Origin of the sequence: Streptomyces sp. SID3343, from assembly GCF_009865215.1 — a bacterium.
In the GTDB taxonomy this organism is placed as follows: domain Bacteria; phylum Actinomycetota; class Actinomycetes; order Streptomycetales; family Streptomycetaceae; genus Embleya.
Genome location: NZ_WWJX01001485.1, coordinates 1 through 12,120 on the forward strand (window position 1 = coordinate 1; position 12,120 = coordinate 12,120).

General features: G+C 66.5%; 15 protein-coding genes. 12 read left to right on the top strand and 3 right to left on the bottom strand.

Annotated features, from left to right (window positions below; translation table 11 throughout):
- The first annotated feature begins 855 nt into the window (after positions 1-855).
- From GT354_RS47275 to GT354_RS47305, 7 genes are all read left to right on the top strand, one after another.
- The gene (locus GT354_RS47275; RefSeq protein ID WP_161363947.1) at positions 856-1,653 is read left to right on the top strand and encodes a hypothetical protein; all 798 of its coding nucleotides are present in this window, start codon (positions 856-858) and stop codon (positions 1,651-1,653) included.
- A 475-nt stretch (positions 1,654-2,128) separates the two neighbouring features.
- Positions 2,129-2,311 (top strand): hypothetical protein, encoded by a 183-nt coding sequence (locus GT354_RS55385; protein WP_237536163.1) that lies wholly within the window; start codon positions 2,129-2,131, stop codon positions 2,309-2,311.
- Positions 2,312-2,950: 639 nt separating this feature from the next.
- On the top strand, positions 2,951-4,795 hold the full coding sequence (locus GT354_RS47285) for a recombinase family protein (protein WP_161363949.1): 1,845 nt from the start codon (positions 2,951-2,953) through the stop codon (positions 4,793-4,795).
- A 685-nt stretch (positions 4,796-5,480) separates the two neighbouring features.
- The gene (locus tag GT354_RS47290) at positions 5,481-5,729 is read left to right on the top strand and encodes a hypothetical protein (protein WP_161363951.1); all 249 of its coding nucleotides are present in this window, start codon (positions 5,481-5,483) and stop codon (positions 5,727-5,729) included.
- Positions 5,730-5,806: 77 nt separating this feature from the next.
- On the top strand, positions 5,807-6,283 hold the full coding sequence (locus tag GT354_RS47295; RefSeq protein ID WP_161363954.1) for a hypothetical protein: 477 nt from the start codon (positions 5,807-5,809) through the stop codon (positions 6,281-6,283).
- Positions 6,252-7,172 (top strand): phage major capsid protein, encoded by a 921-nt coding sequence (locus GT354_RS47300; protein WP_346012502.1) that lies wholly within the window; start codon positions 6,252-6,254, stop codon positions 7,170-7,172. The genes GT354_RS47295 and GT354_RS47300 overlap by 32 nt, the downstream gene beginning before the upstream one ends.
- Before the next feature lie 155 nt (positions 7,173-7,327).
- Positions 7,328-7,606, top strand: a complete 279-nt coding sequence (locus GT354_RS47305) for a hypothetical protein (RefSeq protein WP_237536164.1) — start codon at positions 7,328-7,330, stop codon at positions 7,604-7,606.
- Positions 7,607-7,863: 257 nt separating this feature from the next.
- On the opposite strand, the gene GT354_RS47310 is transcribed toward GT354_RS47305, so the two are convergent.
- On the bottom strand, positions 7,864-8,064 hold the full coding sequence (locus tag GT354_RS47310) for a DUF397 domain-containing protein (RefSeq protein WP_161363959.1): 201 nt from the start codon (positions 8,062-8,064) through the stop codon (positions 7,864-7,866).
- Complete coding sequence (locus tag GT354_RS47315) at positions 8,061-8,888, bottom strand: helix-turn-helix transcriptional regulator (protein ID WP_161363962.1); 828 nt, start codon at positions 8,886-8,888, stop codon at positions 8,061-8,063. Before GT354_RS47315 ends, GT354_RS47310 begins: the two co-directional genes overlap by 4 nt.
- A gap of 510 nt (positions 8,889-9,398) precedes the next feature.
- Between GT354_RS47315 and GT354_RS47320 the strand changes: the two genes are divergently transcribed.
- The 3 genes from GT354_RS47320 (at position 9,399) to GT354_RS47330 (ending at position 10,823) form a co-directional block, all read left to right on the top strand.
- Positions 9,399-9,707, top strand: a complete 309-nt coding sequence (locus GT354_RS47320) for a hypothetical protein (RefSeq protein WP_161363964.1) — start codon at positions 9,399-9,401, stop codon at positions 9,705-9,707.
- An 88-nt stretch (positions 9,708-9,795) separates the two neighbouring features.
- A complete protein-coding gene (locus tag GT354_RS47325) occupies positions 9,796-9,990 on the top strand; it encodes a hypothetical protein (RefSeq protein WP_161363966.1) in 195 nt (64 codons plus the stop codon).
- 41 nt (positions 9,991-10,031) lie between these two features.
- Positions 10,032-10,823 (top strand): phosphotransferase, encoded by a 792-nt coding sequence (locus GT354_RS47330; protein ID WP_161363968.1) that lies wholly within the window; start codon positions 10,032-10,034, stop codon positions 10,821-10,823.
- A gap of 4 nt (positions 10,824-10,827) precedes the next feature.
- On the opposite strand, the gene GT354_RS47335 is transcribed toward GT354_RS47330, so the two are convergent.
- Positions 10,828-11,100 (bottom strand): winged helix-turn-helix domain-containing protein, encoded by a 273-nt coding sequence (locus tag GT354_RS47335; protein WP_161363970.1) that lies wholly within the window; start codon positions 11,098-11,100, stop codon positions 10,828-10,830.
- A 171-nt stretch (positions 11,101-11,271) separates the two neighbouring features.
- On the opposite strand from GT354_RS47335, the gene GT354_RS47340 reads away from it, so the two are divergent.
- Together GT354_RS47340 and GT354_RS47345 are read left to right on the top strand one after the other, a co-directional pair.
- On the top strand, positions 11,272-11,691 hold the full coding sequence (locus GT354_RS47340; RefSeq protein ID WP_161363972.1) for a hypothetical protein: 420 nt from the start codon (positions 11,272-11,274) through the stop codon (positions 11,689-11,691).
- Positions 11,688-11,900 carry a hypothetical protein gene (locus GT354_RS47345; protein WP_161363974.1) on the top strand — a complete coding sequence of 71 codons (213 nt, stop codon included), beginning with the start codon at positions 11,688-11,690 and terminating at the stop codon, positions 11,898-11,900. The genes GT354_RS47340 and GT354_RS47345 overlap by 4 nt, the downstream gene beginning before the upstream one ends.
- Positions 11,901-12,120 lie beyond the last annotated feature (220 nt).

The following is a 12,120-nucleotide window of genomic DNA, read 5'->3' on the forward strand; positions in this document are numbered from 1 at the left end:
TCGGTGGGCGCTGACGCGCTGGGACCGTAGTCGGGTCCGGCTCCCGGGTGGAGCCCAGCCCGTGTCGGTGGGCGCTGACGCGCTGGGACCGCAGCCGGGTCCCGCTCCCTGGTGAAGCCCAGCCCGTGTCGGTGGGCGCAGACGCACCGAGACCGCAACCCGGTCCCACCCCCGGACGAAGCCCAGCCCGTGGGCGCGAAGTGCCGTCGTCCGCAGCCGGCCCACCTGACCCAAGGGCCGGCCGGGCCGCGGGCGAGCGGGCCGAAAGGGACGGGGTCCCGAGGCCGGACCGCGCCGCCCCGTCGCCGTAAAACCGCAGCCCTCCGACGCGTCCGCAACGGGTGGCGCGGGTGGGAACACACCCCGACCCACCCAACACCCGACCGCAGCCGCTCACCCGGACACATCACGCCCCCCACCCGTCGCAAGCCGAAAACGCGGCCGCTCGACGCACCAACTGGGAGTAAGTCCAACTCCGCCCGCCGGTTGCGAAATCAACAGTGCGCCCCGCCGGAACCCGCTCCCGCAAGGCCGATTTCGGCCGCGTTCCGGAGCACAGCAAAATTCGAGTCCGCCGGAGCCAAACGACCGCCGACGCCACAACCCGCGGGACCGGGCGACCGCGTCCCGACTCGAAATCGCCGCACGTAGTCGCTCCCGCTCCCGCCCGCGTAACGCCGCGTCCCGATACGCCATCTCGGCCCGAACCGCCCACATCGGACGGCAGTTCGCGTCCTGACGGGCGCACGTTCGGGTGATCGAACAATTCGCGCGGAAGTACGCTCCGCCTAGTTTCGGGAACGCACTGTGACCGGCCCCGTTCGGCCACCGAACCTCTGCCAGGAGCCAATTCCCGTGAACGTAGCTCCCGCCTTCGACCACGAGGCGTACTTCCGCTTCCGCGACGACCTGCTCGGTCCGTCCCGTAACCGGATCCTGACCGCCGCCGAACTGTGCGAAGCCGGACGACTCATCTATGGCGACCCCAACGGCCTTTCCCTCTACGGCATACCGGCTCCGGAGATGGAGGCCAAGGGCATCCGACTCCTCGGCCGAACCACCATCGAATGCTGCGTCGACGCCCACGCCACCGCCGTCGCACAGGCGGTCGCCGAGGTCCAGGCGGGCCTGCCGCCGGTCGAGGACGCGATGATCGTCGACCTGTTCTGCGGTTCCGGGAACTTCGGCCACCATCTGGGGGAGCGTCTCGGGTATCCGGTGTACGCCTCCGAGTTGGACCCGGTCGTCCATGCGGCAACCCGCAACAATCTCGACCGCATCGGCTCCACGATCGACCTGCACTTGGCCGACTACCGCGACCTGATCGCCCGACTGCCACCGATCGGCCCCCACGACACCTACGCCATCGAACCCCCGTGGGGCTCCGCGTTCACGGCGGACGGTCTGGACCTCACCCGCACGACCCCGCCGGTCCCCGAAATACTCGCCGACATCCGCCGTGCCCGAGCCGGCCACCCGTGTCTTGTCGCCATCAAAACCAACGACAAGATCGCCCACGACTCTCTCGAAACGAGCTTTCACGACGCCACCCACGTACGCACCGTCCCGGCCCACCGAACCCTCCCATGGGGCGCCAACATGGAGGTCCACGTCTACCGCCTGGACGTTGGGGACCGGCGGTCACGAACCTGAGCTCCCCGCCCCGGCCGCCCGACGCCCGACGGTGACGAGCGCCCCCACCACGATCCAGGACGCAATCCGACCTGATGGGCGCCCGACGTTCGGCTCGGCACACAGCCACAGGCGGAGAACATCAAGAAGGCAGCCGAATATCGGTCAAGGCCGTTCGCCGCCCTCACTCGGGTCGGCAACGTGGCGCGAGGCAAGACGCGACGGCTATACGCAGGCCGGCACCGGTACGAGGGATCGCAGCCCGGGCAACACCGCGGTACCACTGCTGTGTTCGTCGTTCTCCGGGGCGCTGGTCACCGCCCACGACGGATTCGCTGGGAAAGTCGCCTCATGCAGCGATTCTCTGCGAACCCTGGCAATCTGGACGGTCCGATCACGCTCGTCGACGAGCAAGGAACCGATGGGTGCTCCACCGCAAGCGCCCGGACGTGCGTGCCGTCCGTCGACTCGTCAAGGACCGTGCCACGCCGGTCATGTGGGGGGCCTGGGCGGCATCATTCCGCGGACCGTACCGGAGGCCGAACGCCCCACACTGTGGGGTCGGATCGAAAACGAGTACCAGGGCCCGGGCGGAGCGGGGTCGATGGGCCGCCACGCGGCGCACGAGTTCCGAGCCGAGCCCGGTCGCCGCATGCTCTACATCGAAGACCACTGTTGACCGCACCACGTGCCGCCATCAAGCCGGCGGAGGGCCAGGAACCGCGAACCGAATCCCCTTCCCCCGATCCGCGCTCACGTCCGAAACATCCGGGCCCGGCGAGCCCGGGCTTCCTCCTCGGGCGTGCTCGTGTGACGGGGCACCCTCGACCGGGTGAACACCCCACAGTCGTCGCCGCCGGGCAGTGCGTTCACCGCAGGCGCCAAAGCCAGCGAGTTCGACCACCTCGTGTGAGGGTCACGCTCGACAGGCCCCACCGGACCCTGCCGGATTCCGGCTACCTCGGTGCTGCAGCACGCCCCCATCGCGAGCCTGCCTGATCAGCCCGCCCACCTGACGAAGAGATGGGTGGTCGGGTTCAGGGCATTCGCCCCCGTGCGTTGCCGTTCGCCCGACTCGGTGACCCCCTCGTCGCCCTCCACCACCAGGCCGCCCAGTCGAGGTATCCAAGACTGCTCAGGACACCTAGGGAGCGGGACTCGGCTGCGGTCTCGGCGCGTCAGCGCCCACCGACCAGGCCCGCGTCGAGTGTTCGACGAGCCGCACGAGAGTGACTAAGCGGAACACTCAGGGAGTCTCCCAGTGTCCGCAACAGTGCAGGTCAACGCCCCGAAGCCATCACCGCTCCCTAACCCCAGCATGAAGACCTTTGCGCTTCGCGGCGTTGCCGCCATTCGCCTATCCGTCCTTACCGATGAGACGACCAGCCCCGCCCGACAGCTCGAAGCGTGCCAACAAGCTGCCGCCGCGCTCAACATCGACATAGCCGACCGGATCGCCAACGACCTTGACGTCAGTGCGTCGAAGGTCGGTCCGTTCGACCGTCCCGAGTTGGGCGAGTGGCTGTACCGACCGGACGACTTCGACGCGTTGATCTTCTGGCGCTTCGACCGTGCCATTCGATCCATGAGCGACATGCGCGACCTTGCCGCGTGGGCGAAAGAGCACCGCATCATGTTGGTGTTCGCCGAGGGCATCGGCGGTACCGGACGGCTCATCTTCGACTTCCGGAACCCGCTCGACCCGATCGCCGAACTCATGATGACCCTGTTCGCGTTCGCGGCCCAGGTCGAAGCAACGTCCATCCGGGAACGCGTCGTAGGCGCGCACGCTGCCATGCGGACCATGCCTCTCCGATGGGCCGGCGGAAAGCTGCCGTTCGGCTACATGGCGGCTCCCATGCCCGCCGAGCACGGCGCCGGTGTGACCCTGGTTCCGGACCCCGAAGCGGTGAAGCTCTTGACCCGCATCATCCGGGGCATCCTTGCCGGCGAGTCGGCGTCCGCCGTTGCCGCGAAGCTCAACGCCGAGGGCGCCCTGACCTGGCGCGACTACATCTCGCAGAAGGTCGGAAAGCCGCTCGGCGGGAAGTCGCCCAAGTCGAAGCACGGCGAGAAGGGACGCGTGTTCTCGCGCTGGACATGGACCGGCGACACGGTTACCGGCATCCTGCGCAGCCCCGCATTGCTCGGGTGGAAGCTGCACAAGAACCAGCCCGTCCGGGATGCCCAGGGCGCCCCCGTGCTGTTTACGGAGACTCCGCTTCTGACGCGTGAGGAGTTCGACGCGATCAACGCCGTACTTGCCGCTCGGGCGAACAAGCTCTCGGGCACCATCCGGCGCGACAGTGCCCCCGCGATGCTGCTTCGGGTCGTTCACTGCCACGCGTGCACAGAGCGCATGTACCTCTCGCGCAAGTCCGACCGGCGCGCACACGACCTGTACCACTGCAACCCGAGGTCGCGCGGCATGGACTGCAACGGCACGGCGAGCATCCGCGCCGAGTGGATTCACGCCTACGTCGAACGCGAGTTCCTGCGCCGGGTCGGGCACATCCCATACCACAAGGTGACGGTGACCCCGGGCTACGACCCCGCACCCGAAATCGCTGCCACGCGCGCCGAGTTCGACGCACACCAGGAACAAGAGGGGCGGCAGAAGTCGCAGAGCGGCCGGGACTCGTGGCAGGCACGGCACGACGCGCTCGACAGCCGACTCGCCGAACTGGAGTCGACCCCCGCCCGCCCCGAACGGCGCGAGATCGTACCGACCGGCCGCACCTACGGCGACGACTGGCGAGACGCGGACATCGAAGGAAAGCGCGCGATGCTGCTTGAGGCCGGCGCCAAGCTCACCGTGCGCAAGGGACCGAGGGCGCCGCGAGAGCTTGACGAGTCGCTTGTCGAGTTCACACTGTCCGGCGAGTTGGACCCGATCGTTGAGGAGTTGGACGGGCTTGCCGAAGCCGAGACCGAGCGGCCGACCGTGCCGACTGCCCCGGGCATCCGCGTGCCGACGAACAAGCCGACCGAGTCGACCTCGGCGAGCACGACCAGGAACACCCCGCCCTCGGCGAGCACGCCACACAACGACGTGAGGGAGGAACCGAGTTGGCCGGCGGTGCCCCGGCCCCGCAACGGCTTGATCGTTGACGAAACACCCCCACTCACACCGGGCGGTCGGCGCGTCCTTGTGGCTGTCTAGCGGTTCCGTGCGTTTCTCGAAGCCCCGGCGGGTCCACTCGGATTCCCGGGGCTTCGGCATGCCCGCACGTCGGCGTGTACGGCGGGGGTGATGTGGTGACGCTGGAAGGGCTGTCCCTGGGATGCCTTAAGAACTTTCTAATACATCCCCAGGAAGGCACTTCCAACGTCATCGCATCACCCCCTGCGTGCAGGCCATCACTGCTCCCTACGCCCAGTAGCCAACGAATACCGCGCACCCCACACCGACACGCACGGAGCGGACCGAGTGCCCGCCCCCGAACGCGCGCGTGATCAGCGAGGGTGACGCGGGTGACGTCCAAAAGCCTGCTTCTGGGATGTCTATAAGAACTCTCTAATACATCCAAGGAACAGCCCTTCCAACGCCACCACGTCACCTCCACGCGGGCAACAGGCCCACACCGCACCGCCGCAGATCATCGCTGAACCCCACTCCCCTTTGAGAGACGATTTCGCGCGGGCATTGCCCGGCGCGCCTGTCACGCGCGGCCCGATACGACTGGCGACTCGCTACCGAACAAAAGACACAGGAACCCGATCGCTTCGTAATCAGCCGCAAACAACGGACTGATACGGCACAGCTACCAGGAGAGATTGAGATGCGAATGGCGGATGACGCTTTCCGTACGTCAACCAGGCAGTGCCCACTGTGTGGTGAGCACTTCGTGATCACCAGCAGGCGCAAGAAGTATTGCGACTACTACGACGAAGCCGGGTTCGAGTGCCAGACGGCGCAGGACGACCACGGAGAAGCCCAGGACTTCGCAGCGATGATGCGCGTCGATGCCCAGTGCATTCGCTGCGATGAGCCCGCCGGCTGGAAGGGGCAGGGGCGCCCCCGGCGCTATTGCTCGAACCGCTGCAAGCAAGCCGACTACCGCTCGCGTCGGGCATGGACCGCTCAAGCCGCCTGATTCACCAATAGATACCGCTTCCCCCTTGACGAGTCATGGGGGCTTTCTGATGCCCGAAACCATCCAAAAGGAATCACGTGAACGAGACCGAGAACACCGGCGACCAGCCGTTGCCCGAGCAGAACCCCGCCATGCCCGCTGAATCGCCTTCTGACGCGCCCATTGCCGCCGAGGGCACGCCTGGCCCGGAAGTCGACCGCCGGGAACTGGAAGAGGCGCACAGCCGCTTGGACGCGGCGAACAAGCGCATCGACGCGATGTTGCGCCGGGAAGTCGAGCGGCAGGCCGGGGAACGCCTCGTGTGCGGGGCCGACCTGTTCGACCTCGGGAAGCAAGAGCTTTCCGCGCTGCTGAACGAATCCGGGTGCGTCGATGACGCGAAGGTCGGTACCGCTCTGGACGCGCTTTTGAAGGCACGTCCTTATCTGTCCTCGGCCCCTTCCACGATTTGGGGGGTCATCGGCCCCGGGCCGGGATCGATCAGCAGCGACGACGAAGACTCCTACGACACGCCCGATTGGAATTCCGCGCTGTCGGGCCGCCGCGACTACTGACGCACCACACCATCATTCCGACACGCCCGAAGACACAAAGGAAACCATGTCTATTTACACCAACACGCCCGGCGCACAGAGCATCCTTCCCGACGAATACGGGGAACTGGTCGAGAAGCCCGTTCGGGAACTGTCCCTAGCCATGCAGATCGGGACGACTGTGGAAACCGGCAGCACGCACTACCGGGTTCCGCTCCTCACCTCCGATGTCACGGTTGGCGCCGTCGCCGAGGGGGCCGAGATCACCCCGTCCGATGTCAAGTTCGATGAGATCATCGTGACCCCCGCCAAGTTCGCGGGGCTGACCGTGATCAGCCGGGAGATGGCCGAGGACAGTTCCCCGTCCGCCGGCGACCAGATCGGGCGGTCCATTGCCCGGCAGATCGCGAACAGCGTCGACAAAGCCCTGTTGAACGTGCTTGCCGCGCCGAACCCTTCCGGTCTCGCGTCTCTCGCCGGAATATCGAAGGTTGCCGCGCCGGTCACCTACAAGGACCTTGACCCGCTGGAAGAGGCACTGTCGCTGTCCGAAGCCGCCGGCGGCAACATCACCGCATGGGTCATGGACGCCGCTACGGCTCTGGAAATCGCCAAGCTGAAAGACCAGGCGAACTCGAACCGTGGCCTACTCAACTCGGATATGACCGCAGAGGGCCGGCGGCAGATTCTCGGGCGCCCGGTGTTCGTGTCGCCGTACTCCCCGGCGGATGTGGTCTACGGCGTCAGTCGGAGCGAACTGCTGACCATCATTCGCAACGGAACGAAGCTGGACGTCGACAAGTCCGTGTACTTCACCAGTGACCGTGTCGCTGTGAAGGGCACGATGCGTATCGGGTTCGCATTCCCGATCGAAGCGGCGCACGTCCGCATTCAGAACGCGGCCAACTGACACAACGGGCCGGGGGATTCACGACTGTCCCCCGGCCCGGGATTGGACCCCCCATGCCCAGACGACCCCGCCCCCCTTGCCCGATCCCTGGTTGTCCCGAGCTGACCTCGGGCGGGCAGTGCGCCAAGCACAAGCGGGAGGCGAACAAGTCCCGCGTGAGCAACGGCAAGAGCTATGACGTGCGTTGGCAGCGGACCCGCCGCGCCTACCTGTACGCGAACCCGTGGTGTGTGCTGTGTGCTCAACCCGCCGTTGTCGCTGACCATCACCCGATTACCCGGCGGCAGCTCATTGACCAGGGCGTGAGCGATCCCGACGCACCCGAGCGTCTGCGTCCGCTGTGCGTGCGCTGTCACAACGGAGAGACCGCGAAGCGGCAGCCGGGCGGATGGGCTGCCGAGCGTCGCTCTGAGCGTGAGTCCGGGCTGAGCTGAGCCCGCCGACCAGGCAGTGACCCCCTACCCCGCCTCACCCTGAGCGGCAGGGAGGGGAAATTTCAGCACGGCTCATTGAACTGTTTTGGTGGGCGTTTGCAACTGTTGATGCTCGCAACAATGCTCCGACTCGTTGGCTATCCGCCGGCGGATCGGGGCATTCTCACGTTCCCGAAATATCGTGCGCTGCAAGGAAGTTCGCGACATGAGGCGACCCCCGGCGGTTCGAGTATGGCCGGGGGTCGCGCGGTAGTGCGTCAGACCGTGCGCAGCGTGGACAGCAGCGCGGACCAGGACGCGGGGGCGACGATCAGGTGACCGACGCTCGGGTCTTTCGAGTCACGAACCGGGACGGCAGCGAAGCCCGGAGCAACTTCCACGCACGCACCGCCGTCATCGTTGCTGTGCGACGACTTGAACCAACCCGCGTCGTTGAGGTCGGGGGCAGTTCGGATCATGTTTTGTGCTCCTTGATTACCGCCGTGATCAGGTCTGCCGATTGCCCCGGCGTGAGAGCTTCGGCCATGACTCGATCGTAGGCCCGTCGCTGCCGCCTCACGGAGTCCGGGTCTTCCAAAAGTTGTCCGTTGGCGATGCCTTCCAAGTACGCGATCCGCCCGTCATCGGGCAGCGTCAAGAAGATCAAGGCGCCACCGAGGGCGCCACGTTCCCCGCGCTCGAACGGCGCGACCTGCAACCGTGACCCGGTCCGATCCATGAACGGCAACAGGCTTTCGAGCTGTTCGCACATGACTGTCGGGCCGCCAACCATGCGCCGGATGATCGCTTCGTCAAGGACTGCCGAAAAGAAGGGTGCATCCTCCCCTTGGAGCCGCTCTTGACGGCTCAAGCGGTCATCGACCTTGGCATCGATCTTGTGGTCGGGTGCCTCGGGCTTCGCTGCCCTGAACAGCGCTCGTGCATAGGCCCTGGTCTGTAGCAAGCCCGGGATGCGGTACGGCGCGTACTCGTTAATTTCGCAAGCGTCATCCTCAAGCCGCATGTAGTCGCGGTACCGGTTGGGGAACCGCTCGTGCTTGACCATCTTCCACAGGGTTTTGAACATCCCTCGGGTACCGAGTGCTTCGTCAAGTTTGGCTGGCAGCTCACGCGGGATCGTTCCACCAGTCTCGTATCTCGCCCATGACGAGACCGAGTAGCCCAAGGGTTCCGCAAGCCGCGCAATCGACAGCCCGGCAAGCTCGCGCTGTTCGCGGATTGCCTCGCCGAACTGGTGTAGCCGTCTGTGTTCAGCGGCCGGGTGGGTCGATGCGAACGGCACTTGCCATCACTCCATTTCTCACGCAGACATGGGACAGATTCCCGCGTGAACGTGGGACATCAGGTCACTCCCAAGTGGACACGCACCCCGTCACGATCGGTGCACACACAGCAGTGAAGCGCGCAAGGTGTGAGGAGCGCAGCCAAAATGCGAGACCCGAGATTGAGCAAACATGGCCCGAAGCATCTCGCCGTCGATGGCCGGATGTGGCTTGCGGTCTACCACGTCGACCAGGACGGCACGCGCGTTGTGATGCCACGTGAGCGCTTCACGGGTTCGGCTCCGGCACCGTGGCCGTTCGGCGACGGGATCAAGTCCTCGAACCCGCCGTGCGCGTGCTCGCCGAGCTGCCGCTACCCGAACCCCGACAAGCCGCCGCGCGCAGTCACCTAGTCAGCCCTGATGTCTCGGCCCGCACCTAGACATCAGGGCGCCCGAACCCGCCGCGCCGAGCTGGACACCCCCGAAGCTCGGCGCGGCGGGCACCAACCCCGGGAAAGGAAGCGGCAGATGCCGAAACGGCCAACCGCGGAGCGCCCGACCGACTTCGCTGTCACCAACGACGGCGTAGTGATCGCCATTGCGCGCACCCCGTCGCCCCGCGAAGAGCCCCGCCGAGTGCCCGAACCAATCACGGTCGGCGATTGGGTCGCCCCACTGCCCGCAAGCGGACACGACTTCGTTACCGGCCGGGTCGAACGGACCGAGGAATGCGCCGGGCTCGACAACGACCAGGTGCTCATTGTGCGCGCCGACGGGGGCGGCATGCCGCACATGGTCAAGGCGTCCGAGGTGTACATGGTCAAGCCGCCGCGCTGACCCACAGTCGCCCCGCCCGGATGCTTGGGAAAGGACACCGGGCGGGGTCTGCATCATCCGAGCACTACCGATGAGAGAGGTAGGGCACATGGCACGGACGGAGAAACACCCCCGCAAGATCAAGCCCCCGAAGCCGGGCGCCGAACACGCGATCAAGCGCGCGGGCAACGACGACTACGAAATCACCGGCGGTCGCTCCGACTGCAACCACGACTTCTGGCACTACAACCACGCGGACCGGTGCAAGCACTGCGGGGCAGTACGGACCAAGAAGAACAGGTAGGGAACGGGTATCCGACCCCGTGACCGACACGAAAGGACGTCATGCACCAGCACACGTGGACCGAGTTGCCCGAGGGGCTTCGGTCCGCTGTCGAGTCGGTCACGGGGCCGGTACTCGAAGCCGAGGCCATCACCACCTGGCACGGTTCCACACCGTTCGTCGCCACGCTCACGACCGGCACGGGCAAGGTGTTCGTCAAGGGCGCACCGACCGAGGACAACGAAGCGGCCGAACAGCGCCGGCGGGAAACCCTGGTCGCCCCGATCGTGAACCGGTTCGCCGCGCCCTTGATCGGACACGTCGAAGCGGACGGGTGGACGCTGCTCCTGTTCGGCTTCGTCAAGGGCGGCAACGCCGATCTGTCGCCCGGGTCCGTCGACCTCGGATATCTCGCCGCGACGCTCCGGGACGTCCAACAGGTGCGCCCCCCGCACGGTCTCGCCCTGCCCCCACTCGCCGACCAGTGGACCAAGCACCTGACCGGCGACCAACGATCACTGCTGACCGGCAACCATCTCCTGCACAACGACCTTGTGCCGTCCAACGTGATGGTGCGGCAAGCCGGATACACGAAGCAGGTCGTGTTGGTCGATTGGGGCCGCGCCGTGCTCGGTCCCGCGTGGGCGGAACTCGCCGGGCTCTACATGTGGCTGTTGTTCTCCGGCCACACCCCCGAAGCCGCGCGAGCGTGGCTCAACCAGTTCCCGGCATGGCGCATGGCGAGCCGCGCCGGCATCCGGGCATACGTCGCCGGGGCAACAGCCGAGTGCGCCGACAGTCCCGAGCACGCCAAACGGTGGGCGAGCCTGCTCGGCAACCGACAGACCGAGTAACCGATCACTCCGACGAGTCGACCTCGGCGCCCTGGTCGCGCGCACGAACGAACGACCCGCGTTGCGGGAGGGTTTCCACATATCCCGCAGCGCGCACGATGGCCACTGCCCGCCGCGCGGTTTCACGGGCCACGTCGTACGAAGCCATCAGGTCGGCATCCGACGGGATGCGTTCGCCGACCGCGAGAGCGCCACTCTCGATATCGCTGATGAGAAACGCCGCGATCTGCTCGTACGGGTGCGCAGCAATACGGCGGTTGATCACGCGGTCGGTCATAACGGGACTCTAGCTAACGGCACACAACGGCATATATGCCTAGCCTTGTCTGTACATGCCTAGACCAGGGTGGATGAGTTGCGTAACGTGGATCGAACGCAAGAGCCCCGACAGTCGCGGGAACGACCGCCGGGGCAGCCATCAGCCGAGTTGGTTACAGGAGCTGACGACATGACAGAGCTTATTGCGCGCGTACTTGCTTGGACGTGGCGCCTACTAAACCCGCCGAAGTCGACCGGCAGGCACGCCCCGAAGCGCGGCAAGCACGCCGCCCGCCCCACCCCCGTCGACAACACGCAACCGATCCCGGACGCACACGACGTCACCAACGAAGCACACGAACCGGCTGCCGAACTTGCCCGCCCGGCGCGCCCGACGTGGTGGCCCCCGCTGCCCTCGGCGTTCGAACCGGTGTGGAACGACGAATACAACGTCCGGCCGTTCGTCGCCGTCTTGCCGCCGGATCGCAAGCTGGACCCCGAAGAGGAGCGGCGGCAGGAACAACGGCGGCAAGCCGAGCGCCGCGCAGCACTCAACGAAGCGTCGATTCTGCCGGTCGGTTCCTGGTCGCCGGCGGGGGTGTTCGCATGATCCCCACCCCGTCTTACCGCTTGTGCTGCCGCTGCAAGGAAGGGCGCCACAACTGCATACCGGTGGCTGTGCTCGAATCCGCCACCTTGTCCGGCTGGACCCTCTACGCCTGCCCTAAGCATGCCGAGACGTTCCCGCCGCTTCCCCAGCCGGACCCGCAGTACAAGCCCGAGCATGACCCGCTGCCGCCCGTGACGTTCGCGTTCTAGCGCGACCAGCCCCGTCCGGCCATACGTCGGGCGGGGCCCCTTTCGACCATCCCCGCTTAGTCACTCTCCTCAGGCGAGCGCAGCGAGGAGAGCGGCCGGAGGCCGCGCTTTTCAGTGAGACTTCGGGGCCCGGAGCGAAGCGGAGGGACCCGAAGTCGCGAGCGGAGTGCCGCTTTTCCGGAGGAGCGAAGCGGGGGAGGAAAAGTGGTGCTTCGCGAGC

Bases quoted from the DNA above. Each gene is read 5' to 3' on its own strand.
- GT354_RS47285 (WP_161363949.1), top strand. From the start codon at position 2,951: ATGAAGACCTTTGCGCTTCGCGGCGTTGCCGCCATTCGCCTATCCGTC.
- GT354_RS47310 (WP_161363959.1), bottom strand. From the start codon at position 8,064: ATGATCCGAACTGCCCCCGACCTCAACGACGCGGGTTGGTTCAAGTCG.
- GT354_RS47320 (WP_161363964.1), top strand. From the start codon at position 9,399: ATGCCGAAACGGCCAACCGCGGAGCGCCCGACCGACTTCGCTGTCACC.
- GT354_RS47325 (WP_161363966.1), top strand. From the start codon at position 9,796: ATGGCACGGACGGAGAAACACCCCCGCAAGATCAAGCCCCCGAAGCCG.
- GT354_RS47330 (WP_161363968.1), top strand. From the start codon at position 10,032: ATGCACCAGCACACGTGGACCGAGTTGCCCGAGGGGCTTCGGTCCGCT.
- GT354_RS47335 (WP_161363970.1), bottom strand. From the start codon at position 11,100: ATGACCGACCGCGTGATCAACCGCCGTATTGCTGCGCACCCGTACGAG.
- GT354_RS47340 (WP_161363972.1), top strand. From the start codon at position 11,272: ATGACAGAGCTTATTGCGCGCGTACTTGCTTGGACGTGGCGCCTACTA.
- GT354_RS47345 (WP_161363974.1), top strand. From the start codon at position 11,688: ATGATCCCCACCCCGTCTTACCGCTTGTGCTGCCGCTGCAAGGAAGGG.